General features: G+C 65.4%; 23 protein-coding genes. 13 read left to right on the top strand and 10 right to left on the bottom strand.

The features are described from left to right. Positions 1-118: 118 nt before the first annotated feature. The 5 genes from AC04PT_RS10065 to AC04PT_RS10085 all read left to right on the top strand — a co-directional run bounded on the left by AC04PT_RS10065 (position 119) and on the right by AC04PT_RS10085 (position 4,921). Entirely contained in the window at positions 119-1,534 is a 1,416-nt protein-coding gene (locus AC04PT_RS10065) for a YcjX family GTP-binding protein (RefSeq protein ID WP_482873967.1), read from the top strand. After that, the gene (locus AC04PT_RS10070; RefSeq protein ID WP_482873558.1) at positions 1,531-1,977 is read left to right on the top strand and encodes a GNAT family N-acetyltransferase; all 447 of its coding nucleotides are present in this window, start codon (positions 1,531-1,533) and stop codon (positions 1,975-1,977) included. The genes AC04PT_RS10065 and AC04PT_RS10070 overlap by 4 nt, the downstream gene beginning before the upstream one ends. Next, positions 1,974-2,984 carry a YcjF family protein gene (locus AC04PT_RS10075; RefSeq protein ID WP_482873559.1) on the top strand — a complete coding sequence of 337 codons (1,011 nt, stop codon included), beginning with the start codon at positions 1,974-1,976 and terminating at the stop codon, positions 2,982-2,984. Before AC04PT_RS10070 ends, AC04PT_RS10075 begins: the two co-directional genes overlap by 4 nt. 18 nt (positions 2,985-3,002) lie before the next feature. Continuing rightward, on the top strand, positions 3,003-3,713 hold the full coding sequence (locus AC04PT_RS10080) for a VIT1/CCC1 transporter family protein (protein WP_482873560.1): 711 nt from the start codon (positions 3,003-3,005) through the stop codon (positions 3,711-3,713). 68 nt (positions 3,714-3,781) lie between these two features. Beyond that, entirely contained in the window at positions 3,782-4,921 is a 1,140-nt protein-coding gene (locus AC04PT_RS10085) for a glycosyltransferase (RefSeq protein WP_482873561.1), read from the top strand. A gap of 43 nt (positions 4,922-4,964) precedes the next feature. Here the strand turns inward: AC04PT_RS10085 and AC04PT_RS10090 are convergent, their stop codons facing one another. From AC04PT_RS10090 to AC04PT_RS10100, 3 genes are read right to left on the bottom strand one after another with little or no spacing between them, the layout of a single operon-like run. Then, on the bottom strand, positions 4,965-6,230 hold the full coding sequence (locus tag AC04PT_RS10090) for an MATE family efflux transporter (protein ID WP_482873968.1): 1,266 nt from the start codon (positions 6,228-6,230) through the stop codon (positions 4,965-4,967). 49 nt (positions 6,231-6,279) lie between these two features. Further along, positions 6,280-6,786 (bottom strand): PaaI family thioesterase, encoded by a 507-nt coding sequence (locus AC04PT_RS10095; RefSeq protein WP_482873562.1) that lies wholly within the window; start codon positions 6,784-6,786, stop codon positions 6,280-6,282. Then, complete coding sequence (locus AC04PT_RS10100; RefSeq protein WP_482873563.1) at positions 6,786-7,220, bottom strand: PaaI family thioesterase; 435 nt, start codon at positions 7,218-7,220, stop codon at positions 6,786-6,788. Before AC04PT_RS10100 ends, AC04PT_RS10095 begins: the two co-directional genes overlap by 1 nt. Before the next feature lie 207 nt (positions 7,221-7,427). On the opposite strand from AC04PT_RS10100, the gene AC04PT_RS10105 reads away from it, so the two are divergent. The 8 genes from AC04PT_RS10105 to AC04PT_RS10140 all read left to right on the top strand — a co-directional run bounded on the left by AC04PT_RS10105 (position 7,428) and on the right by AC04PT_RS10140 (position 15,607). Continuing rightward, positions 7,428-7,799, top strand: coding sequence for a MerR family transcriptional regulator (locus AC04PT_RS10105; RefSeq protein ID WP_482873564.1), 372 nt, complete (start codon positions 7,428-7,430; stop codon positions 7,797-7,799). A 211-nt stretch (positions 7,800-8,010) separates the two neighbouring features. Next, positions 8,011-8,397 carry a MerR family transcriptional regulator gene (locus tag AC04PT_RS10110; protein WP_482873969.1) on the top strand — a complete coding sequence of 129 codons (387 nt, stop codon included), beginning with the start codon at positions 8,011-8,013 and terminating at the stop codon, positions 8,395-8,397. A 31-nt stretch (positions 8,398-8,428) separates the two neighbouring features. Next, positions 8,429-10,204 carry an acyl-CoA dehydrogenase C-terminal domain-containing protein gene (locus tag AC04PT_RS10115; protein ID WP_482873565.1) on the top strand — a complete coding sequence of 592 codons (1,776 nt, stop codon included), beginning with the start codon at positions 8,429-8,431 and terminating at the stop codon, positions 10,202-10,204. 46 nt (positions 10,205-10,250) lie between these two features. Beyond that, complete coding sequence (locus tag AC04PT_RS10120; RefSeq protein ID WP_482873566.1) at positions 10,251-10,463, top strand: hypothetical protein; 213 nt, start codon at positions 10,251-10,253, stop codon at positions 10,461-10,463. A gap of 339 nt (positions 10,464-10,802) precedes the next feature. After that, entirely contained in the window at positions 10,803-11,444 is a 642-nt protein-coding gene (locus tag AC04PT_RS10125; RefSeq protein ID WP_482873567.1) for a glutathione S-transferase family protein, read from the top strand. 10 nt (positions 11,445-11,454) lie between these two features. Then, complete coding sequence (locus AC04PT_RS10130) at positions 11,455-12,666, top strand: acetyl-CoA C-acetyltransferase (RefSeq protein WP_482873568.1); 1,212 nt, start codon at positions 11,455-11,457, stop codon at positions 12,664-12,666. A 281-nt stretch (positions 12,667-12,947) separates the two neighbouring features. Beyond that, positions 12,948-13,424, top strand: a complete 477-nt coding sequence (locus tag AC04PT_RS10135; protein ID WP_482873569.1) for a hypothetical protein — start codon at positions 12,948-12,950, stop codon at positions 13,422-13,424. Then, positions 13,421-15,607, top strand: coding sequence for a 3-hydroxyacyl-CoA dehydrogenase NAD-binding domain-containing protein (locus tag AC04PT_RS10140; protein ID WP_482873570.1), 2,187 nt, complete (start codon positions 13,421-13,423; stop codon positions 15,605-15,607). The genes AC04PT_RS10135 and AC04PT_RS10140 overlap by 4 nt, the downstream gene beginning before the upstream one ends. A 258-nt stretch (positions 15,608-15,865) precedes the next feature. Here the strand turns inward: AC04PT_RS10140 and AC04PT_RS10145 are convergent, their stop codons facing one another. The 7 genes from AC04PT_RS10145 to AC04PT_RS10175 all read right to left on the bottom strand — a co-directional run bounded on the left by AC04PT_RS10145 (position 15,866) and on the right by AC04PT_RS10175 (position 23,851). Then, on the bottom strand, positions 15,866-17,875 hold the full coding sequence (locus AC04PT_RS10145; protein WP_482873571.1) for a 3'-5' exonuclease: 2,010 nt from the start codon (positions 17,873-17,875) through the stop codon (positions 15,866-15,868). A 212-nt stretch (positions 17,876-18,087) separates the two neighbouring features. After that, positions 18,088-18,471 carry a response regulator transcription factor gene (locus AC04PT_RS10150; protein WP_482873970.1) on the bottom strand — a complete coding sequence of 128 codons (384 nt, stop codon included), beginning with the start codon at positions 18,469-18,471 and terminating at the stop codon, positions 18,088-18,090. 6 nt (positions 18,472-18,477) lie between these two features. Further along, positions 18,478-18,990: a hypothetical protein gene (locus AC04PT_RS10155; protein ID WP_482873572.1), complete on the bottom strand. Its 513-nt coding sequence runs from the start codon at positions 18,988-18,990 to the stop codon at positions 18,478-18,480. A 6-nt stretch (positions 18,991-18,996) separates the two neighbouring features. Then, positions 18,997-20,820 (bottom strand): DUF294 nucleotidyltransferase-like domain-containing protein, encoded by a 1,824-nt coding sequence (locus AC04PT_RS10160; RefSeq protein ID WP_482873573.1) that lies wholly within the window; start codon positions 20,818-20,820, stop codon positions 18,997-18,999. Between the two features lie 160 nt (positions 20,821-20,980). Then, positions 20,981-22,768, bottom strand: a complete 1,788-nt coding sequence (locus AC04PT_RS10165) for a sodium:solute symporter family protein (protein ID WP_482873574.1) — start codon at positions 22,766-22,768, stop codon at positions 20,981-20,983. 12 nt (positions 22,769-22,780) lie between these two features. After that, complete coding sequence (locus tag AC04PT_RS10170) at positions 22,781-23,041, bottom strand: DUF4212 domain-containing protein (protein ID WP_482873575.1); 261 nt, start codon at positions 23,039-23,041, stop codon at positions 22,781-22,783. Between the two features lie 129 nt (positions 23,042-23,170). After that, a complete protein-coding gene (locus AC04PT_RS10175; RefSeq protein WP_482873576.1) occupies positions 23,171-23,851 on the bottom strand; it encodes an adenylate kinase in 681 nt (226 codons plus the stop codon). Positions 23,852-23,854 lie beyond the last annotated feature (3 nt).

Here is a 23,854-nt window from a genome sequence, read left to right on the forward strand (position 1 = left end):
CGCGCGGCCCCGGATCGGTTCCGGGGCCGCGTTTCATGTCGGGGCAACCGGCGAGATGACCTCTGGAAACCCCGCCCCCGGCCACCTATCCTTTACGCAACAACACACGAGGGCAGGTTTGGTCATCAACACTCTGGCGGACGGCGTGCTGCGCGGCGTCGAGACGGTCACCGGAACGGTGAGCGGCGCACTCTTCGAGCCGGTCATCCGGCTCGGGGTGACCGGCCTCGCGCGTTCGGGCAAGACCGTGTTCATCACCTCGCTGGTCGCCAACCTGATGGACCGGGGCCGCATGCCCGGTCTGGTGGCCGCCGCCGAGGGCCGCGTCATGACCGCCTACCTGCAACCGCAGCCCGACGACACCGTACCGCGGTTCGACTACGAGGCGCACCTCGCCGATCTCACCTCGCGCACGCCCGCCTGGCCCGACAGCACCCGGTCCGTCAGCGAGCTGCGCCTGTCGCTGAAAATCCAGCCCGGTGGCTTCCTGTCGGGCTTTCAGGGGCCGCGCGTTGTCCACCTCGATATCGTCGACTATCCCGGTGAATGGCTGCTTGATCTGGCCCTGCTGGACAAGAGCTACGCCGTGTGGTCCGCCGAGGTGATGCAAAGGATAAAGACGCGCCCGGAAGCAGCTGAATTCGTGTCGTTATCTGCCGAAGTCGACCCCTCGGCAGACCTTCAGGAACCAACTGCGAAGGCCCTCGCCGCCGCATTCACGCGTTATCTCAAAACCGCCCGCGACAACGGCTACTACGATTGCACCCCGGGGCGCTTCCTGCTGCCCGGAGATCTCGAAGGTGCGCCGGTGCTGACCTTCGCGCCGCTGCCGGAACCCGACGCCCCTCCGCGCCGCTCGCTCTGGCGCGAGATGGAGCGGCGCTACGAGGCCTACAAGCGCGAGGTGGTCAAACCCTTCTTCCGCGATCACTTTGCCCGCATTGATCGGCAGATGGTGCTGGTCGACGCGCTGGGCGCGATCCACAGGGGGCCGAGGGCGGTCGAAGACATGCGGCACGCGATGGCCGACATTCTCTCGGCCTTCCGGCCCGGTCGCAACGACTTCCTGACGCGGCTCCTGCGCGGCAAGCGGGTCGAGAAAATCCTCTTCGCTGCCACCAAGGCCGACCACCTGCACCATTCCCAACACCCCCGCCTGACCGCGATCATGGAGGCGCTGACCCGCGACGCACGCGACCGTGCACGCTTTGCCGGGGCCGAGACCGCCGCCATGTCGATCGCCGCCCTGCGTGCCACGACCGAGCAGACCCTGCCGCACCAGGGCCGCGAGCTCGACTGTGTGCGCGGCACCCTTCTGGACAGCGGCAAGCAGGCGGCCTTCTATCCCGGTGAGTTGCCGGAGGATCCCAACGTGCTGTTGGGCCCCGCCCGCGAGGGTGTCGAACGCTGGCTCGACGGCGATTTCCAGGCCATGCGCTTTGCCCCGGCGCCGCTGACGCTCAAGCCCGGCGACGGACCGCCTCACATTCGGCTCGACCGGGCGGCGCAGTTCCTGATCGGAGACAAGCTGTGAGCCATTACATCCGCCCGGCCAGGACGACCGATGCCGGCAAGATCGGCACCATCCTGACCGAAGGCAATGCCGCCCCGCCGTGGAAATCGAAGCTATATAGCGGCGCACAGGACATCGCCCATTGCGGGCAGATGATCGACAAGGGCTGGGTAAGCGTGCTCGAGGACGAGGACGGACGCATCCTGGGTTTCTTCGCGCTTGAGCATGAGGAAGTGCATGCGCTCTATATCGCCGGACCGGAACGCAGCCAGGGCCTCGGCAAGCTGCTGGTGGACGAATTGAAGGCGCGCTGCAACCGGCTGGCGCTGTGGTGCTTCCAGCTCAACACCGGGGCGCGGCGGTTCTATGAACGCGAAGGCTTTGCCGAGGCGCGGCGGACAGACGGCCGGGACAACGACGAAGGCCTTCCCGATATCCGATTTGTCTGGGAGACATCCACATGAGCCCGCGCAAAGGCCCTGACATGGGACCGGTGCTGATCGACCTCGAAGATCCCGCGCCCTCGCCCTCCGAGGCACCGCCGGTGCCCGATCTCGGCACGCCGTCGCCACAGGGTCAGGCGATGCAGACCGCCGCCACGCTGGCGGCGCGTCCGCCGTCGCGGTTGGCACGCTGGTTCTGGGGGCTGCTGGGCGCGGTGATCGGCGCGATAATCTCGGTCGCGGCCTGGGATTTTGCCTGGGGCATGATCGAACGGCAGCCGGTGCTGGGCTACCTGATCGCCGGGCTGATCGGGTTGCTTCTGCTGGTCACGCTGCTGATCTGCCTAAAGGAACTTTCCGCCTTCGGACGGCTGCGCCGGATCGACAGGCTGCGGATCAAGGCCGACCGGGCATTGGCCGAGAGCGATGTAAAAGCGGCGCGGGCGCTGGCCGGCGAATTGATCGGCTTCTATTCGGGGCGCGAGGATACCCGCTGGGGGCGTGAGAAGCTGCGCGAAGGGATGGAAGATTCCTTCGACGTCGAGACTATGCTGGGCGAGATTGAACTGGACCTGATGGCACCATTGGACGCGGCCGCCCGCCGCGAAGTCGAGGCGGCAGCGCGGCAGGTGGCGACGGTAACGGCGGTGGTGCCGCTGGCGCTGGCCGACGTGGTCGCGGCGCTGGCCTCTAACCTGCGCATGATCCGGCGGATAGCCGAGATTTACGGCGGACGGGCCGGCACGCTCGGATCATGGCGGCTGACCCGGGCGGTGATGGCTCATCTTGTGGCGACCGGCGCAGTGGCGGTGGGCGACGACCTGATCGAGCCGGTGCTGGGCGGGTCGGTGCTGGCCAAGGTCTCGCGCCGGTTCGGCGAAGGTCTGGTGAACGGCGCATTGACCGCACGGGTCGGTGTCGCGGCAATGGATGTCTGTCGCCCGGTGCCCTTCCTGCGCAACACCCGCCCATCTGTCCGCCGCATCATCCAAAGCGCGCTTGGTGGCTTGTTCAAGTCCGCCTCTTAACCCATTGGAAGGAAATCCATGTCCCTGCCCGGGCACAGCGAGACCGAAATTCGCGCGCGGCTGAACCAGAGCCGCAACGCGGGCCACCTGCGCGATGCGATCTACGGTGCCATCGACGGCTCGGTCACCACTTTCGCCATCGTCGCGGGCGTTGCAGGCGCTGGGCTGTCGCCGTTCGTGATCGTCGCACTGGGGCTGGCCAACGTGCTCGCCGACGGTTTTTCCATGGCGGCGGGCAACTACTCTGGCACCAAGGCCGAACTGGACAATGCCCGCCGCCTGCGCCGCGTCGAAGAGCACCACCTGCACCGCTATCCAGAGGGCGAGCGGCGGGAGTTGAAGGAGATCCTGCGCGCCAAGGGTCTGAGCGGCGAGACCCTGGAGGCCGCAACCGAGGAAATCAGCCGCGACCGCGAACGCTGGATCGCGATGATGATGGAGGCGGAATACGGCGTCACCGAGGTCGAGCCGCATCCGCTTCATGCCGCGTTGGTCACCTTCTTCGCTTTTCTCACCGCGGGCATGATCCCGCTGCTGCCCTTCCTCCTCGGCCTGCCGCAGGCCTTTGCGCTGTCCGCCGTGCTGACCTTTGGCGTGTTCTTCTTCATCGGCGCGGTCAAAAGCCGCTGGTCGCTGGCCTCGTGGTGGGCCTCGGGCGGTGAAACCCTTCTGATCGGCGGCGTGGCGGCGGGCATCGCCTATTTCGTCGGGACGCTGTTCAACGCCTGAGCCGCCCACGCTTGCCCGGGCGACGGGGCGCTGCTAGGCAGGCGCCCAAACCAAAGGAGCGCCGCCCCATGCGGACCTGCATCGTCACCGGGGAATACCATCTGCCCGGCGAAACCTTCATCAACCGCCACATCCAGCATATCTTCGGCGGCGCGACGGCGGTGGTCTGTGGGCGATACCATGGCGAGAACCCCTATGACGTGCCGTTCTTCAACCGGCGCGGACGGGTGACGCCCCTCGGGGACCGGGTGGCGGCGCCTTTTGCCATGGCAGTCAACCGCCTGCGGCACGGCACCGGGCGCCCCCCCTACGGCCGGACCAAGGCAGAGTTGCGGGCGTTCCTGCGAAGCCATGGCATCGAGGTTATCCTGGCCGAATTCGGCACCCAGGCCCTGGTCATCGCGCCGCTGGCGAACGAAATGGGGATCCCCTGCTTTTCCTACTTTCGCGGCACCGACGCCTCGAAGGCGCTCAGCCAAAGCAACATACCCGGTGCCTATGCCAAACTGATGCCCAGGCTGGCCGGGGTGATCTCGGTGTCGCGGTTCCTGCTCGACAATCTGGCGGCGCGCGGCATCCGTCACGACAATGCCCACGTCATCCCCTCCGGCGTGAATGTCCGGCTGTTCCGTCCCGGCGACAAGGTGCCCCGATCCTGTCTTGCCGTGGGACGCATGGTGGAGAAGAAGGCGCCCTTGGTGACCCTGCGGGCGTTCCTGACCGCGACCGAGGGCATGGAAGACGCGCATCTCGATTTCATCGGCGACGGGCCGCTGCTCGACCCGGCGCAGGCGCTTGTCACCGCAGCCGGAGCCGAGCGCAAGGTGACCTTCCACGGCGCCCTGCCACATGACGCTGTGCGCGAAAAGCTGGCCAAGACCGAGTTCTTCCTCCAGCATTCGATCACCGCCGCCAATGGCAATACCGAGGGCCTGCCCACCGCGATCCAGGAAGCGATGGCCTGCGGCTGTCTGACGGTCTCGACGCGCCACGCCGGGATCCCCGAAGCCGTGGACGATGGCGTGACCGGCTGGCTGGTCGATGAACACGACGAAGCCGGCTTCGCCACGGCCATCCGGACCGCGATGGAAACGCCGCGCCGTCACGGCATGGCGCTCGAGGCGCGGCAGGTGGCGGAGGCGCGTTTCGACAACCGGGTGCTGTTGCAGAAGCTGGAGCAGGTTATCCGCGAGACCGCCGCAGGATGACGGCCTTGCCGCAAAGTGGTTTTGGATCGGTGGACGGACCGGATCAGGGCTGATTGGCGGCAGCGCGTTCCAGCGCCGGGTAGCGCAGCAGCAGGGTCAGGCCGCGTGCGATGTAGGACACATGCAGCGCCAGCCAGAGCCCGTGGTTGCCCATCAGCGGCATCAGCGCGAGGACCGCGGCAAAGTAGAGGGCCGTCGAAATGGCCATCATGTTGCGCATGTCGGCAGACCGGGTGGCGCCGATGAAGATGCCGTCCAGCATCCAGCTTGCCAGCCCGGTCAGCGGGGCCAGCACCATCCAGGGCAGATACTGGCGGGCCGTGTCGCGCACACCCTGATCCTTGGCCATGGTGTCGACGATGGTCGGGCCGAGGGTCAGGAAGGCTACGGCCAGCAGCAGCACCAGCACCAGCCCCCAGAAGCTTGCCAACAGCGACGCGCGGCGCAGACGGGCGACGGCCCGTGACCCGAAGGCGCGGCCCACCAGCGCTTCGGCGGCAAAGGCAAAGCCGTCGAGCGCATAGCCGGTCACGTAGACGAATTGCAAAAGGACCTGGTTGGCGGCCAGCGTGGTGTCCCCGAAATGGCCACCGAACAACAGGAAAGAGACCATGATCGCCTGCAGCAGCAGCGAACGGATCATTATATCGGTATTGACCGCGGCCATGCGCTTAAGGCGAACCCGGTCGAAGACCCGCGCCCAGTCGCGCCAAGACGGATGCGCAAAGGCCGCGCGGCAGAGCCAGAGGCCCATCGCCAACCCGCTCCACTCGGCAATGAAGGTGGCAAAGGCCACCCCGTTGACGCCCCATCCCAGCCCAAGCACAAACAGCAGGTCGAGCCCGATGTTGACGCCGTTCATCCACAATTGCAGCGCCAGCACCGCCCGCGCCCGCTCCTGCGCGATCAGCCAGCCGGTGATGCCATATATGGCGATGGCGGCCGGGGCCGACCAGATGCGGATCTGCATGTAGCCACGGGCCAGTGTCTCGACCTCCTCCGAGGCCGGCGAGATGGCAAAGGCCGCACGGTAGAGCAGAGGTTGCAGCAGGATGAAGCCGAAGCCGCCAGCGAGGCCGATCATCAGCGCACGGGTGAGAAGCGCCGCCACCTCGGCGTCGTTGCCCTGCCCCGCCGCCTGCGCGGTCAGCCCCGTTGTTCCCATGCGCAGAAAGCCGAAGATCCAGTAGATCGCCGACAGGATGATGGCGCCGACGCCCACGGCCGCAATCGGTTCGGGCTCGGGGATCTGTCCCACCACGCCGGTGTCGACCACGCCGAGGATCGGCACCGTCACCGTCGCCAGCATGATCGGCACGGCGATCTTCAGCACGCGTCGGTGGGTCAGGGGTGCCGGTTCAGCCACGCGCCGGCATCAGGAAGTGTCCGGTCGCCTGCGCATGCGGCCGGTCGCGGTTGTCCTGCCAGGTTTCGGCAAAGACGCTGGCATAGCGCCGTCCCGACCGGGTGACCTTGGCCCGGGCATAGCTGTCGCGCGGCAGGCCCGAGCGCAGGTAATCCACCGTGAAGTCGATTGTCTTGGGCAGCCGTGGCAAATCGCCCGCCTGCATCTGCTCAAACGTAAGCACGCCCGATTCCATGTCCTCCCAAAGGTAGGACCACGACAGGCCGACGATGGCGGTGACCTCGAGAAACGCCGCCGTGACGCCGCCATGCAGGGCGGGCAGCATCGGATTACCGATCAGCTTGTCGTCGTAGGGCAGCACGGCGGTCAGCTCGTCGCCGCGCCGGTCGAAGGTGATTCCAAGGTACTGGGCATAGGGAATACCCCCCGCCAGCGCGTTCAGCGCGGCGTCACGGCGTTGCTTGACCTGCTGGAGCGGTTCTCGGCGATCCTGATGCATCAGCGCTCTGCCTTGTTCTGTTCGACCGTGAAGGTGCCGGTGGCGGCGGCGACCGGACGGTCGAAATCCTCGTCATAGGTGGTGGCGCGCACGAAAGCCACCGAGCGGGTGACATGATAGCATTCAGCCTTGGCCGTGATGGTCTGCCCGGGGGTGGCGGCGCGCATATAGTCGATGCGCAGGTCGATGGTCGCCGTCGGGCCGGGCACGTCCGGATGGGCCACCACGGCGGTGCCGCAGCAGGTGTCCATCAGGGCCGAAACCGCGCCGCCGTGAATCACGCCGGTCTTGGGATCGCCCACCAGCCTTTCGCTGTAGTCCATGGTCATTGTGGCGGTTCCGTCGCCCACCTCTGACACCTGCATCCCCAGTTCGCGCGAATGCGGGATCTGCTCGATGAACTTGCGGGCGAAATCTTTCTTGTCGACGGGCATCGGGCGTCCTTCCACTTGCGGTTTCGTTATGCACATTGCCCGCAGCAGGTTGCAAGTCACCCGACCCGCGCGCGCCCCGTTGCACCCCCGCGGTGCATTGCCTAGTCTGCCAGTACGGCTGCGGCAAACGGCCCGCCATGTCACCGGGATGCACATCTCGGTGACGCTCCGGCGGGTGGCGGCGAACCTGAATACGGGGTGCGAGACATGAGCGAGACACGGCTGAGCTTTAAAGAGATGTGCGCGAGATTCGACGTCACGCCGCGGACGTTGCGCTATTACGAATATATCGAACTGCTCACCCCGGAACGCGAGGGCCGGTCGCGGTTTTACGGACCGCGCGAAATTGCCCGGATGGAGCTGATCATGCGGGGTCGCCGCTTCGGATTCTCGCTGGAGGATTGCCGTCAATGGCTGCTGATCTACGATCACCAGGGCACCGACGTGCAGATGCAGGTATTCATCGACATGGCCGACCGGCAGATGGCCGCGCTGACCGAACAGAAGGCCCAATTGGAAGAGGCGATGCGCGAACTGAAGGATTTGCGCGATCGCACGGCGGCCGAACTTTCCCCGTAAGATAGGCTCTCAAAGGGCTTTGATCTCTGCGTTGCAGAAGAAATATATATTCAATTTGGAATGTTTACGCGCAGTGATGTTACGTCAACGGAAAAATGACGTAGCGTATGAGTTACACTATCCGTTTTCGGCATTGTAGGAAGTCGATGCCGCTGTAACTGACTTGGGGACAACAAGGAGACCCCAGGTGCAGAACAACAACGACAAGACCATGACCATTCGCCAGATGTGCGATGAATTCGAAGTGACCCCGCGGACGCTGCGTTTCTACGAGGCGAAGGAACTGCTGTTCCCGATCCGCGACGGTCAGAAACGGCTGTTCACCCGGCGCGACCGGGCCCGGCTGAAGCTGATCCTGCGGGGCAAGCGCTTCGGTTTCGCTCTGGAAGAGATCCGGCAGCTGCTCGATCTCTACGACATCGGCGACCAGCAGCAGACCCAGCTGCGCATGGTGTACGAAAAGGCGCAGCTCCGGCTGGCCGAGATGCGGCGGCAACGCGACGAGATGGAGGCCAATATCGCCGATCTCGAAGAACAGCTGAACTGGGGCGAAAAGATGCTCGCCTCGATGAACCAGACGAAAAAGGCGGCTGAATAACGGCCGCCGCAGAATACCAACGGAGACCCGCATGCCCAGCTACACCCCGCCGACCAAGGACCTGCAATTCGTCCTGCACGAGGTTCTGAAAGCGTCCGAACAAGACGTCCCCGGATATGACGATCTTGACGCTGATTTCACCGGCGCGGTGTTGGAAGAGGCGGGCAAGATCGCCCGGGACGTGCTGGCACCGCTGAACGTGGTCGGCGATACCGAGGGCTGCAAGCTGGAGAACGGCGTGGTGCGCACGCCGAAAGGCTTCAAGCAGGCCTTCGACCAGCTGCGTGAGGGCGGCTGGACGGCGCTGGACTGCGATCCGGAGTATGGCGGTCAGGGCCTGCCCTACCTGGTGCAGACGGCGGTGGGCGAAATGCTGACCGCCGCGAACATGGCGTTCCAGATGTACCCGGGCCTGACCCACGGCGCCTACTCCGCGATCCATGCGCATGGCACGGACGAACAGAAATCCACCTATTTGCCGAAGATGGTCACCTGTGACTGGACCGGCACCATGAACCTGACCGAACCGCATTGCGGCACCGACCTCGGGCTCATGCGGACCAAGGCCGAGCCGCAGGACGACGGTTCCTATGCCGTCACCGGCCAGAAGATCTTCATCTCCGCCGGCGACCATGACATGTCCGAGAACGTGATCCACCTTGTGCTTGCCAAGATCCCGGGCGGCCCCGAAGGCATCAAGGGCGTTTCACTCTTCATCGTGCCGAAGTTCATCGTCAACGAAGACGGCTCGCTCGGCGAGCGCAACGGCGTCTCGGTCGGCAAGATCGAAGAGAAGATGGGCATCCACGGCAACTCGACCTGCGTGATGAACTATGACGGCGCCAAGGGCTGGCTTCTGGGCACCGAGCACAAGGGCATGCGGGCCATGTTCACAATGATGAACGAGGCGCGGATCGCCGTGGGCCTGCAGGGGCTGGGACAGGCCGCGGTGGCCTACGAAAACGCGCTGACCTATGCCAAGGACCGGCTTCAGGGACGTGCCGTGACCGGGGCGGAAAACCCCGACGGGCCGGCCGATCCGCTGATCGTGCATCCAGATATCCGCCGCAACCTCTTGGACCAGAAGAGCTTTGTCGAAGGTGGCCGGGCCTTCGGTCTCTGGGGGGCCAGCCTGATCGACCGCGCGCACCGCAACGGCGACGCCTCGGCCGACGGCCTGATTTCGCTGCTGACGCCGGTGATCAAGGGCTTCCTGACCGACAAGGGCTTCGATTGCACCGTGGGTGCGCAGCAGGTCTATGGCGGCCATGGATACATCGAGGAATGGGGCATGTCGCAATTCGCCCGCGACGCCCGTATCGCGATGATCTACGAAGGTGCCAACGGCGTGCAGGCTCTCGACCTGGTCGGCCGCAAGCTGGCCGCCGACAGCGGCAAGCACGTGATGGGCTTCTTCGAGATGGTGAAGTCCTTCTGCAAGGAGAACGCTGAGGTCGAGGGCCTGAACGAATTCATCGAGCCGCTCAAGGCCGCCTCGAAGGACCTTCAGACCGCCGGCATGTTCTTCATGCAGAACGGCATGAAGAACCCGAACGCGGCGCTGGCCGGCTCCTATGATTTCATGCACCTCTTCGGTCACGTCTGCCTCGGGCTGATGTGGGCCCGGATGGCCAAGGCGGCGCTGGCGGCGCTGGCGGATGGCGCGTCGGACACCGAATTCTACGAAGCCAAGCTTGCCACCGGACGCTATTACATGGCGCGGCAACTGCCGATGACCAAGGTTCACCTGGCGCGGATCGAAACCGGCGCCGAGCCGGTGATGGGGCTGGCAGAGGCGCGGTTCTGAAGGCACGATGGATGCGCAAGCACCCATCCTACCGAAGGAGAACCCGATGCCGAAACGCTTTCGCCTGACGCGGCGGTTCAACGCGGCGATGACCGAGGACGGTTATCGCCGGCTGCGTCGCTTTGCCGAGGCTGCCGGACTGGACGAGGGCGAGGCAATGTCCTTCGTTTTCGAGCACTTCGACAGCATCACCGACGACGAGGCGCTGACCCACCGGCTACGGCTGTTCAACTCGGAACTGGAGGCACGGAAAAGGTGACACGGACCGGCGGCATGTTCGCGCCAATGAAGGCGCGGGTTGCGGGCTGCGGGAGCCTCCGGCGGGAGTTTATTCTGCAAGATGAAGCTGGAGCGGCCCACTCCGCCATCATGACCGACCGCCACGCGGAACGCGGGCACGATGACGGAGCTTCACCTTGCACGCCCCTCAACTCTCCAGTTTGCGACGCGCATCAAGAATGGACGGATCATGCTTAACACCGGGTTAAGAGGAATAGACCTGCTTCTTCATCTTGCCAGGTAAACTCCACGGGGGTGTGGGGGTGTGAAACCCCCACTCCGACACCAGCCAGAAACGACGGGTTCAGGACGGACAGACATGACCATGCAACTTCACTGCTTCGGCGAATCCGGCAATGCCTACAAGGCCGCGCTGGCGCTTGAACTCTCCGGTCTCGACTGGGAACCGGTGTTTGTCGATTTCTTCAACGGCGCGGCCCGCACCCCGGAATACCGCAGGGACATCAACCCGATGGGCGAAGTGCCCGTGCTCGTCGACGGCGACACCCGGCTCAGCCAATCGGGCGTGATCCAGATGTATGTCACCGAGAAGACCGGCAAGTTCGGCGGTCGCGACGCGTCGGAGGCGCGCGAGGTGATGCGCTGGGTGCTGTGGGACAACCACAAGCTCTCGGGCCAGGCCGGCGCCACCCGTTTCCTGATGAACTTCATCCCCGAGGATAAGCGCCCCGCCCCGGTCATCGCCTTCCAGCAGGGACGCCTGAAAGCCGCCTACGAGGTGCTGAATGCGCATCTTGAGGGCCGTGACTGGGTCGTGGGTGACGGGATCACCAATGCCGACCTGTCGTGCTGCGGCTATCTTTATTACCCCGAGCCCTTCGGCTTTGACCGGGCCGACTGGCCCCATATCGACGCCTGGCTCACCCGACTTTCCGAGACACCGGGGTGGAAGCACCCCTATGAACTGATGCCCGGCTCGCCTGCCGACCGGGGACTTTGAGGAGGACACCATGACAGACGCCTATATCTACGACGCGCTTCGCACTCCGCGCGGCAAGGGCCGCAAGGACGGATCGCTGCACGAGGTCACCTCGCTGCGGCTTTCGGCGCAGACCCTGAACGCGGTGAAAGAGCGTAACGGGCTCGACGGTCACGCCGTCGAGGACGTGATCTGGGGCAATGTGACCCAGGTCGGCGAACAGGGCGGCTGCCTTGCGCGCTCCGCCGTGCTGGCCTCGAACCTGGACGAACGCATCCCGGGCCTGGCCATCAACCGCTTCTGTGCCTCGGGCATGGAGGCCGTCAACCTTGCCGCCAACCAGGTGCGCGGCGGTGCCGGCAACGCCTATATCGCAGGCGGGGTCGAGATGATGGGCCGGGTCGCCATGGGCAGCGACGGCGCGGCGATTGCCGTCGATCCCTCGCTCGCGATGGAAAGCTACTTCGTGCCTCAGGGCATCAGCGCGGACATCATCGCCACCGAGTACGGCTTTTCCCGCGATGACGCCGATCAACTGGCGATGGAGAGCCAGAAGCGCGCAGCCGCCGCTTGGGAGGACAAGCGTTTCGTCAAGTCCGTGATCACCGTGCGCGACGTCAACGGCCTGCCGATCCTCGACCGTGACGAATACATGCGTCCGGGCACCGACATGCAGAGCCTCGGCTCGCTCAAGCCCGCCTTTAAGGACATGGGCGAGACCATGCCGGGCTTCGACAACGTCGCGCTGCTCAAGTACCCGCACCTTGAGCGGATCAATCATATCCACCATGCCGGGAACTCCTCTGGCATCGTCGATGGCGCCGCCGCCGTGCTGATCGGCAACAAGGAGTTCGGCGAGGCGCACGGGCTGAAACCCCGCGCCCGCATCCGCGCCACTGCCAAGATCGGCACCGATCCCACGATCATGCTGACCGGCCCGGTGCCGGTGACCGAGAAGATCCTCGCCGACAGCGGCATGAGCATCAGCGATATCGACCTGTTCGAAGTTAACGAAGCCTTCGCCAGCGTCGTTCTGCGGTTCATGCAGGCCTTCGACGTGGATCATGACAAGGTCAACGTGAACGGCGGCTCCATCGCCATGGGGCACCCGCTAGGCGCCACCGGTGCGATCATCATCGGCACCCTGCTGGACGAGCTGGAACGCACCGGCAAGGGCACCGGGCTGGCAACGCTCTGCATTGCCTCCGGCATGGGTGCGGCCACGATCATCGAACGGGTATAAGGCGTGCGCAGCGCGGCCGACAACTTGCAGCCGTCTTGCGGCCGGGTTTCCGGGGCAACCCTGAGGCCCGGCGTCGCAGGGCTGCATGATACGGTCGCAGCGCGCAGTGGCGGGGTCGCGGAAATCGCGCGCGCCGGGGGAATGGCGTCAAGGCAATCCCCCGGGCGGGTCATCGGCGGCCATTCACCAATTGGTAACCCTACTCGGACAATCCTCGGCCATGAACGGCTGCGCGACGAAGCGTCTGGCGGCAGCACGCTGGAAGCTGGAGGAGGCTGATCGTGGACCTGGCATTCGCAGAGTTGGGCGAGCGGCTGACCGGCGCGCTTTTGGGCAACGACTTCGATCTCTATCGCAGCGCGTTCCGCCTGCCGGTGCAGATCGAGCCGCGTGACGGCAAGCCCTACGCGATCGCCACCGAGGAGGCCCTGCGCCAAGACCTGCAGCTTTATGTCTCGTCGATGCAGATCCATCGCATCACCGATATCAGCCGCGACGTGGTCTCGGTGGTCGAGATCGCTGCCGACTGGGTCGAGGTCACGACGCTGAACACCTTCTTCACCCATGGCGGGCTGGCGGTCGAGCCGTTCCGCGCCCAATTCGTCCTGCGCGACACCGACGCAGGCTGGCGCATCGGCGCCATCCGATCCTCGCTCGGCCACATCAACTGGACCCTTGGCCGGGCCACCATACAAGACAAAACCTTCCGCCTGCACAGGCCGGACACGCAAAATACTGAACGGGAGACCCGCGAATGACCGATTTCACCATGACGACCGGCGCCGATGGCATTGCCGTCATCACCTGGGACGTGCAGGGCAAAAGCATGAACGTGCTGTCGCTCGACGGCCTCAGGGAATTGGATGGCCATGTCGAAGCCGCGCTGGCCGACGATGCCGTCAAGGGCGTCATCATCACCTCGGCGAAGAAGGACTTCGCCGGTGGCATGGATCTCAACGTCATTGCCAAGATGAAGGAAAGCGCCGGCGATGATCCGGCCCGCGGCCTTTTCGAGGGCACGATGCAGATGCACGCCATCCTCCGCCGGATCGAGCGTGGCGGCATGGACGACAAGAACAAGGGCGGCAAGCCCGTCGCCGCGGTCCTGCCCGGCACCGCGCTGGGCATCGGGCTGGAAATCCCTCTGGCCTGCCACCGCATCTTCGCCGCTGACAACCCGAAGGCCAAGATCGGCCTGCCCGAAATCATGGTCGGCATCTTCCCCGGCGCCGGCGGCACCACGCGTCTGGTGCGCAAGATGGGCGCCATGGCGGCTTCGCCCTTCCTGCTCGAGGGCAAGCTGTCGGACCCGAAGAAAGCCAAGATGGCCGGCATCATCGATGAGGTATCCGAAGACCCGCTGGCCGCCGCGAAGGAGTGGATTCTGTCCGAGCCGAAGTTCGTCAAACCCTGGGACGAGAAGGGCTACAAAATCCCCGGAGGCGCGCCCTATCACCCGGCGGGCTTCATGACCTTTGTCGGCGCCTCCGCCATGGTCAACGGCAAGACCAAGGGCGTCTATCCCGCCGCGAAAGCCCTGCTGTCGGCTGTCTACGAAGGTGCGCTGGTGCCCTTCGACACCGCGCTCAAGGTCGAGGCCCGCTGGTTCACCAACGTGCTGATGAACCCCTCGTCGGCGGCGATGATCCGGTCGCTCTTCATCAACAAGGAAGCGCTTGATAAAGGCGCCAACCGTCCCGAGGCACCCGACCAGAAGGTGAAAAAGGTCGGTGTGCTGGGCGCCGGCATGATGGGCGCCGGTATCACGCTGGTCTCGGCCTTGGCCGGCATCGAAGTGGTGCTGATCGACCAGAAGCAGGAAGCGGCGGACAAGGGCAAGGCTTATACCGCCGGCTATATGGACAAGGGCATCAAGCGCAAGAAGGTGACGGAAGAGAAGAAAGAGGCCACCCTCTCGCTGATCACTGCCACCACCGATTACGCCGCGCTTGAAGGCTGCGACCTGATCATCGAGGCGGTCTTCGAAGACCCCAAGATCAAGGCCGAGGTCACCGCCAGGGTCGAAGAGGTCATCAGCGAGGATTGCATCTTCGCGTCGAACACCTCGACCCTGCCGATCACCCAGCTCGCCAAGGCGTCGAAGCGGCCCGAGCAGTTCATCGGCATCCACTTCTTCTCGCCGGTCGAAAAGATGCTGCTGGTCGAGATCATCAAGGGCAAGGCGACCGGCGATCGCGCGGTGGCCAAAGCACTGGATTACGTGCGTCAGATCCGCAAGACCCCGATCGTGGTCAACGACGAACGCTTCTTTTATGCCAACCGCTGCATCATCCCCTACATCAACGAGGGCATGCGCATGGTGAAGGAAGGCGTCTCGCCCGTGCTGGTCGAAAACGCGGCCAAGATGGTCGGCATGCCGCTGGGTCCGCTGCAACTGGTCGACGAAACCTCGATCGACCTCGGCGCCAAGATCGCCCGCGCCACCAAGGCCGCGATGGGCGATGCCTACCCGGATGAAGAGGTCGACGAGATCATCTTCTGGATGGAAGAGCAGGGCCGCTTGGGCCGCAAGGCCGGAAAGGGCTTCTACGACTACGACGAGGCCGGCAAGCGCCAGGGTCTCAGCCAGGAGATCAAGGACCGTTTCCCGCAATCCGAGGATCAGCCCGATCTGACCGAGGTGCAGCACCGCCTGCTGTTCGCCCAGGTGCTTGAGGCGGTCCGCGCTCTGGAAGAAGGCGTACTGGAAGACATCCGCGAAGGCGACGTCGGCGCCATCCTCGGCTGGGGCTTCGCGCCGTGGTCGGGCGGTCCGTTCTCATGGCTCGACATGATCGGCGCGCCCTACGCGGCCGAGCGCTGCGACCAGCTGACCGAGGCCCACGGCAAGCGCTTTGCCTGCCCTGACCTGCTGCGCGAGATGGCTGCGAAAAACCAGAGCTTCTACGGCCGGTTCACCAAGACGCAGGACGCCGCCTGAGGCCAATGCCCCGCCGGAACATGCGTGCCTCCGGCGGGGATACAGACCAGAGACAGATGATCCCGGGTCCACCCCTGCGCCATTACGGACGCAGGGGGCTTCTCCGGTTGCGGCCATCGGCGTCACCGCCTGTTCCGCCGCGCAAGCTTTGCCGATCAGCCTAGAAGCTCCGTTACTTCTCTGGTTCAAAAATATCCCGGGGGTTTGGGGGCTGACCCCCAACCGCACCAACCGGCGCGCCGCAGGCGCACCGCCAGATCAGCGCCGATAGAGCCGCGTCTGTTTCTGCATGGCGTCATGTACCGCGCCGAAGCTGGTCAGCCCCTGCCCCTTCAGCATTTCCAGCATCTTTACCAGAACCCGCGCGGTGGCCCGCGTATCGCCCATCGCGGTGTGCCGTTCATCCGGCGGTATCACGACCCCGAGCCGGTCGCAGAGCGCATCCAGCGTATGGGTCTCGGTGATCCCGAAGAGCACCGCCGAAAGCAACACGGTATCCAGAACCGGATGGTCGAAGCGCCGGCCGATGCGGTTGGCATGCTTGTGCAGGAACGCCATGTCGAAGGGCGCGTTATGCGCCACCAGCACGGCGCCCTCGGCGAAATCGTGCAGCGCCTGCCCGGCAGCGTCGATCGTGGGCGCGCCGTGCACCATATCCTGCGTGATCCCGTGGATCCGGGTCGCGGCCTCGGGTATCCGCCGCCCCGGATCGACCAGCATGTCCAGCCGCTCGGCCTCCTGCATCTTGCCGCCCACCACCCGCAGCGCCGCGACCTGCACGATCTCGTCGCCCTGCCCCGGCTGCAGGCCGGTGGTTTCGGTGTCGAAGACCACGTAGGTCAGATCGTCCAGCGCCATCTCGGCCAGCGGCGCCCCCCGCGCCCGATCAAAGAGCGAAAAGTCGTAGACCGCGTCGCGCAGATCGTGATCGCTGGCGCCCAGCCCCTGCGGCAGGGGCAGGCAGAGGCGGTTGCTGCCGCCCGCCCCGGCTTCGGGCCAGATGTCGGTGTGATGCCGCGCCAGCACGAAGCGCCCGGTCAGTTCCGCCTGACCGATGTCCAGCGGCTCGGTCAGCCAGCCTTCAAGATCGGCCAGAGCCACCGACGGACCCTGCCAATCCAGCGTCACCAGCGCGTCACCCTCCTCGTCTGCCGCCAGCTTCAGCCGCAGCGCCACACCGCGGCCCTCCGCCGCCAGCCGTTCGGACAACTGCGCCAGCAGCGAGACCACCATGAAGCCATCGCAGGAAAGGCTCAGCGGCTCGGCCTCGGTCGTCACCGTGATCCCGACGCCACGCAGCCGTGCGCCCAGACTGTCCATCAGATCCTGCGCGTCGATCACGGACCGTGGCCACCAGCTGCCCGCGCCGTCGTTGTAGCGCGCTCCGAAGCGATCGACCGCCCGCGCGAGGTCCTGCGTTTCCTGCAGGAAGGCCAGTTCCAGCGGATCGTCTCCCTCGCGCAGCCGCGACAGCGTATCGAGGTTGGCCGCCTTGCGCCGCATGTCCTCGACCATCTCGGCCAGCAGCGCCTCGCGCTCGGCGTGAAGCCCGATGTCGGCGGTCACGTCGCGCAGGGTCAGCACATAGCCCTTCGGCGCCAGCCGCATCGTAGCAAAGAACATCGCCGCGCCGTCCCGCGTCGCACAGAGGAACTGGGTCTCGCCCGGTCCATCCGGGGTCAGCCGCTCATAGGCGTGCAGCAACGGCCCTTCGCGCAGGCACCCGGTGACTTTCTGGTTGAGCCTCGGCGCATTGCCGCCTTGCAGCAGTTTTCGGGCCACGGAGTTGTAGAACACCACCGCATGGTCGTCGGAACACAGCAGGATACCGGCATCCACATCGGCCAGCAGGGTCTCGAGGCGGGTCTTCTCCTCGGCCAGCCGCGTGGTCTCGCGTTCGATCGCCTCGGCAAGGTCGCCACGGGTGGCGGTCAGCCGGTCGGCCATGGCCTCGGCCGCCGGGATCAGGTCGCCGAGGGGAGCAGGTGTCATCTCGGGCGCCGGGGTATCATCGGCATGGGCAATGATACGCAGCCGCGCGGCAAGCGCCTGCACCGGCCGCGCGAAGGTCTCGTCAAGATGCCGCCACACCCAAGTCATCAGCCCCAGCACCGCGAAACCCGCCGCCGCACCGCCGAGGATGAACCCTGCCGGATCGGACCGAGGCTCCGACCGTGACCAGCCCAGCCAGAGACCGCCCGCGATCAGCACTACCGCGCCGAAGGCCAGCAGCGCGAACACCACAAACAAGCGCAGACGGAGCGACATGGTCAGCCCCCCGCCAACTGTGCCCAAGCCGTGCAACGGCCAGCCCCGGTGCGGCGACCCGACGTCGGCAGCGGCCACTTATGCCCGGCAATTGCCGCATGGCCCCGATCCGCAGCGCGAGCAGATGCCATATCCCGGGTCCGAGGGACGGCCCGGCGCTGCGGCACGGCTTGATCGCCATCAACCCGCGGTGGAGCGTCGCACACGGCCATTCACACCTCCCGCGGAGTAGCCAGCAGGTCGCTCACCCGCGCCTGAAGGTCGGACATCTCGAAGGGTTTCGACATGAACCCGTCAGCCCCAAGCGCCAGGGCCTTCCTGCGTTCGATATCCGCGCCGCGCGCTGTCAGCACCAGCACCCGCGTCGCATCCAGAGACCGGCACGCCCGGATATGCTGGCAGATCTCGTACCCTGAGGCCCCCGGCAAGGTCACGTCAAGCAATACGAGGTCCGGCGCCAGCGCCTCCACCTGCGCCAGTGCGGCAGCTCCGTCGTCGATATGCGTCACCCTGTGGCCCATCCGTTCGATCAGGAACTTCAGCGCCAGAGCGATGTTCTGTTCGTCCTCCACCAGCAGGATGTTTGCGCCCTCCATCGTCATCTACCCGCAGGCCGCCTCGATCAGCGGGTCGTCGGCGTCCAGCACCTCCCACCGGTCGCTCACCATCGTGCCGCCCTCGCCATAGGTGACGTCGTCAAGCCGGGCCTGACCCGGCTTCTCGCAGTCGACGGCGATCCTGACACCCAGCGCCGTGCGCCAGCGCTCCATCAGGTAGAGATCGGCGATGCGTTGGTGTGGCACCTGCTCGTTGCGCTGGACCGAATTGGTATCCAGCGCGGCAAACCGATTCACGAATGGCGTGGCATAGGTCCAGGGCCGATACCAGGCTTGGCTTTCGCTCACTGCCACCACCGCGACGCCCTCGGGCAATTGCGCGCGGCTGCGCGGAAACCAGTTGTATTCGTTCCAGATCGAGAACCCGAGCATGGCAAGCGCCGCCACCACCAGCACCAGCGACCGTGGCACGAAGCCGCGTGTCAGGCGGCTGGCCAGATACACCAGCCCGCCCCCGACAAAACCTGCAACAATCGTGGCGAGAAGTTCGTAGAACATGAGCGTCTATCCCAGGGTGCCGCGGCCATGGCCGATGGCGGATTGCATGGTGCGCACGACGACAAAGGCGTCACGCAAGTGGCCGCGTTCGAAATCCGACAGGCTGGTCGGGGCCATGAAGTTGTCGGGCCTGAGCCCGTGCTTGATCTGGTGGGCCTGATGTTCCAGCCGCGTCTGCGCGATCAGGTCATAGGCGTCGATCAGGTCGCGCGCACCGGTTTGTGAGATCACCCCCGCCTCCCTCGCCGCCATCAGCCGGGCGCGGGTGTTGACGGCCGAAAGCCGCCCCTGCAGCGCGTAGGCCCGTCCCAGGTCCACCACCGGTACCACGCCGTTGTGCTTCAGGTCGATGGTATCCTTGTGCTCGCCCGAGCGGATGGTGGCGAAGCCGCGCAACAAGCTCAACGGCGGCACGTGCTTCAGCGAATTCGCCACCATGTGCGACACGAAGATCGAGTTCTGCGCCGCCATCTCCAGCGTCTCGGCCTGAAGGTCCGCGAACAGCCGGCGGTCGCCCGCGATCGGCCGCAGGTCGAACATCACCGAGGCCAGCATCTGCGCCATCGGGTCGGGCGTCGCCACCCATCCACGGAAGTAGCTGCGCCAGCGCGACACCGGCTGACGCCAACGCGGGTTGGTGGCCATCATGTCACCGGGACAGAAGAAATACCCGCAGGCATCGAGCCCGTCCGAGACACTCTTTGCCAGCGCCGCGAAATAGGCGTCATGCTCGGGCTGGACGTCATCGTGCAGGAACAGGCAGTTGTCCTGATCGCTCACCCCGGTCTGCTCACGCCGGCCTTGCGACCCACAGGCCAGCCAGAGATAGGGCACCGGTGGCGCGCCCAGCTCCGCTTCGGCCATCGCCAGCAGCCGCCGGGTCACGGCGTCGGCGATATCGGTGATCAGCCGCGTCACCACGTCGTGCGGTTTGCCGGTGGCCACCAGTTGCGCCAGCAGTTGCGGGATCAGCGCGGTGAAGCGGCAAAGGTCCTCCACGGTTTCAGCATGGGCGATGTCGCTGATGATTACCGCCGATCCCACGGCCTGATACCGCGTCAGATCGGTCTGGGTGATGATGCCGCGAAAGCGCCCGTTCTCCGTCACCGGCACGTGGCCGATCTGCTTCTCGAGCATCAGTTGCAGCACGTCCGAGCCAAGGTCGTTCACGCTCAGCGAACTGGGATCGCGGGTCATCACCTCGGACACCGGCACGGTTCCAGGCAAACCCTCGGCCAGCACCCGCGTGGTGAAATCCCGCGTGGTCAGGATGCCGGTCAGCTGCCCCCCCTCGACCACGCCGATTGACGACACCCGCGCCGCGCGCAGCATCGACGCCGCCTCCTGCACGCTGGTCTCCGGCAGGCAGGACAGCGGATCGGCCGCCATCAGGTCGCTCACCCGCATTTCGGCCAAATCCTGACCGCCTGCGCGCCGCGGTCTTGCCCGGTCGAAATACCGGGCGAAAGCGCGTTCGTCGCGCAGCAACTCTTCGAACACCGCGATCGGCAGCAGCAGCAGTTGCGTCTCGGCCTTGGCCTCGGCCTGCGTCACCGATCGGCCATCCTTGAGCAACCCGCGCTCGCCGAAGGAATTGCGCGGTCCCAGTTCCGACACCTGCACGCCATTGCCATCCCGGATCGTCACCGTACCCGACACGATCAGGTAAAGTCCCGGCAACGCCGCGCCGTAGCCATAGATCCCCTCTCCCGCCGCGAACGACAGGGTCTTCACCGCCTGCGCCACCTGCGCCAGCCGCGACGGGCTGAGCGCGTCGTAGGGATGGACCGAGCGGAGGAAGCCTTCGGTGCCGTTCAGCTCAGGGCGCATGCAAACTGTCTCCGATGTCCAGGCCCGTCATGGCGGAAAGAAAAGCCCGTGGCATTGAGGCAAATCAAGCCATGGATACAAAAAAACGGCGCGTCCGGAGGGGGACGCGCCGCAGTGGGCCGGCCGGCGCCATGAGGCAGCACCGGTCCGGCGGTCACGCTCAGTGGCCTTCGACAGCCGCACCCGCACCACGTGGCACGCGCACGCTTTCGACAAGCTCCTGGATGTGCTTCGGCGGGGCCGCGGTCAGCTTCGACACGATGATCGCGGTCGCGAAGTTCAGGATCGCACCGACAGCACCGAACGAGGTCGACTTGATCGTGCCCAGCAGGGGATCGGCGTCGGTGAAGCTGTTGGTGTCGGGGATGAAGAACCAGCCCTTGTGCAGGAAGATGTAGATCAGCGTCGCGATCAGGCCGACCAGCATGCCCGCAACCGCGCCCACGTTGTTCACCCGCTTCGAGAAGATGCCCATCATCAGCGCCGGGAAGATCGACGCCGCCGCCAGGCCGAAGGCCAGTGCCACGGTCTGCGCCGCAAAGCCCGGAGGGTTGAGGCCCAAGTAAGTGGCCACCGCGATGGCAACCGCCATTGCGATCCGTGCCGACATCAACTCGGATTTCTCCGACATGTTGGGCGTCAGCTGGCCTTTCAGCAGGTCATGCGACACCGCCGAGGAGATTGCCAGCAGCAGACCCGCCGCCGTCGACAGCGCCGCCGCAAGGCCGCCCGCCGCCACAAGACCGATCACCCATGCGGGCAGGTTCGCGATCTCGGGGTTGGCCAGCACCAGGATGTCACGGTCGAACTTGGTCAGCTCGTTGCCGGTCCAGCCATTGGCCGCCGCCTTTTCCTGCATCGCAGCGTCTTCGTCGTTGTAGTACTGTATCAGACCGTCGCCGTTCTTGTCTTCCCAGCCCAAAAGGCCGGTCTTTTGCCATGTGCCCATCCAGGCATAGGCGGGATCGGACTCGATGGTCTCGACCGACACCGCCGCACCGTCAGTGCCATTCGGCCAGAACTGCTCGGTGATGTTGAGCCGCGCCATGGCGCCGACAGCCGGAGCGGTCAGGTAGAGCAGCGCGATGAACACCAGCGACCAGCCGGCCGACCAGCGCGCGTCCGACACTTTCGGCACGGTGAAGAACCGCATGATGACGTGCGGCAGACCGGCGGTGCCGATCATCAGCGACAGGGTGAACAGCACCATGTTGAAGGTGTCGCCGTTGTGGGCGGTATACTCCGAGAAGCCCAGTTCACGCACGATCTGGTCGAGCTTCTGCAGCAGAGGCTCACCGGAAGCGGTGTGATCGCCGAACAGGCCCAGACCCGGGATCGGGTTGCCGGTCAATTGCAGCGAGATGAAGACGGCCGGGATGGTATAGGCCATGATCAGCACGCAGTATTGCGCCACCTGGGTATAGGTCACACCCTTCATGCCGCCGAACACCGCGTAGGCGAAGACGACAACCGCACCGATCAGCAGACCGGTGGTGTTGCTGACCTCAAGGAAGCGGCCAAAGGCCACGCCGACACCGGTCATCTGGCCGATCACATAGGTCACCGAGGCGACGATCAGGCAGATCACGGCGACAAGCCGTGCTGTCGGGCTGTAGAAGCGGTCGCCGATGAATTCGGACACCGTGTATTTGCCGAACTTGCGCAGGTAGGGCGCGAGCAGCAGCGCCAGCAGCACGTAGCCGCCGGTCCAGCCCATCAGGAAGGTCGAGTTGTCATAGCCGACAAAGGCGATGAGGCCGGCCATCGAGATGAACGAGGCTGCCGACATCCAGTCGGCCGCCGTCGCCATGCCGTTGACGACCGGGTTCACGCCCCGTCCGGCGGCATAGAATTCAGAGGTCGAACCCGCCCGGGCCCAGACCGCGATGCCGATGTAGAGCGCGAAACTCGCGCCGACAAACAGCAGGTTGATGGTAAACTGATCCATGATCCTGTTTCCTTATTGCTCGTCGACGCCGTGTTCGCGGTCGAGCTTGTTCATCCGCCAGGCGTAGAAGAAGATCAGCGCCAGGAAGACGATGATCGACCCCTGCTGCGCGAACCAGAAGCCCAGGTCGGTGCCGCCGACCGGAATGCCGGCCAGCATCGGGCGCAGCAGGATGCCGAAGCCGAAGGACACGATGGCCCAGATAATCAGGCAGATCGTGACAAGGCGGATGTTCGCCTGCCAGTAGCCCGAGCTTTCAGAGTTGTCCGACATGTCGGTTCCTCCCCTCTCATACTTGTCCTGCCACCATGGCCACGGACATACGATCCCCATTCGCGGGCGGCCTATGCCTCCCGCGTGTTTCCCGACCCATGAAGTCCTGGGTGGTCGTCGCCGTGGCCCTCAGCGGGTCGCGGCGACAATCTCTCCGAGCGATCCGGCGATCTCGCCGATCCCGCCCATGGCATCGACGCGCCGCAGCACGCCCTTGCCTTCGTAATAGTCGATCAGCGGCGCGGTCTGCGCGTGATAGGCCACCAGCCGCTGCGCTACGGTTTCCGCGTTGTCATCGGCGCGGCGCTTGAACTCGGTGCCGCCGCACTTGTCGCAGACCCCCAGCGTTTCGGGCTGCTTGAAGCTGTCGTGATAGCCCTCGCCGCAATCGGGGCAGGTATAGCGGCCCGAGATACGCTCGACCATCGCCGCGTCGTCGACCTCAAGCGAGATCGCCGCGTCGATCTGCTGGCCGCTTTCCGCCAGCAGCCCGTCCAGCGCCCTGGCCTGCACCGTGGTGCGTGGAAAGCCGTCGAGGATCACACCTCGACCGGTGTCGCCCTCGGCCAGACGATCCCGCAGGATGGCGATGACGATCTCGTCCGAGACCAGCTCGCCGGCTTCCATCACCGCCTTGGCCTGCTGGCCCGCCGGGGTGCCCGCGGCAACCGCCTCACGCAGCAGATCGCCGGTGGATAGTTGCACGAGCCCGAACGTCTCTTCCAGCTTGCGCGCCTGGGTGCCCTTGCCGGCGCCCGGCGGCCCCAGCAGGATGTAAACGGCGGGGCGGGTCTGAACAGATGCGTCCATCAC

It is taken from the genome of Litorisediminivivens sp. KMU-197 (genome assembly GCF_056858395.1).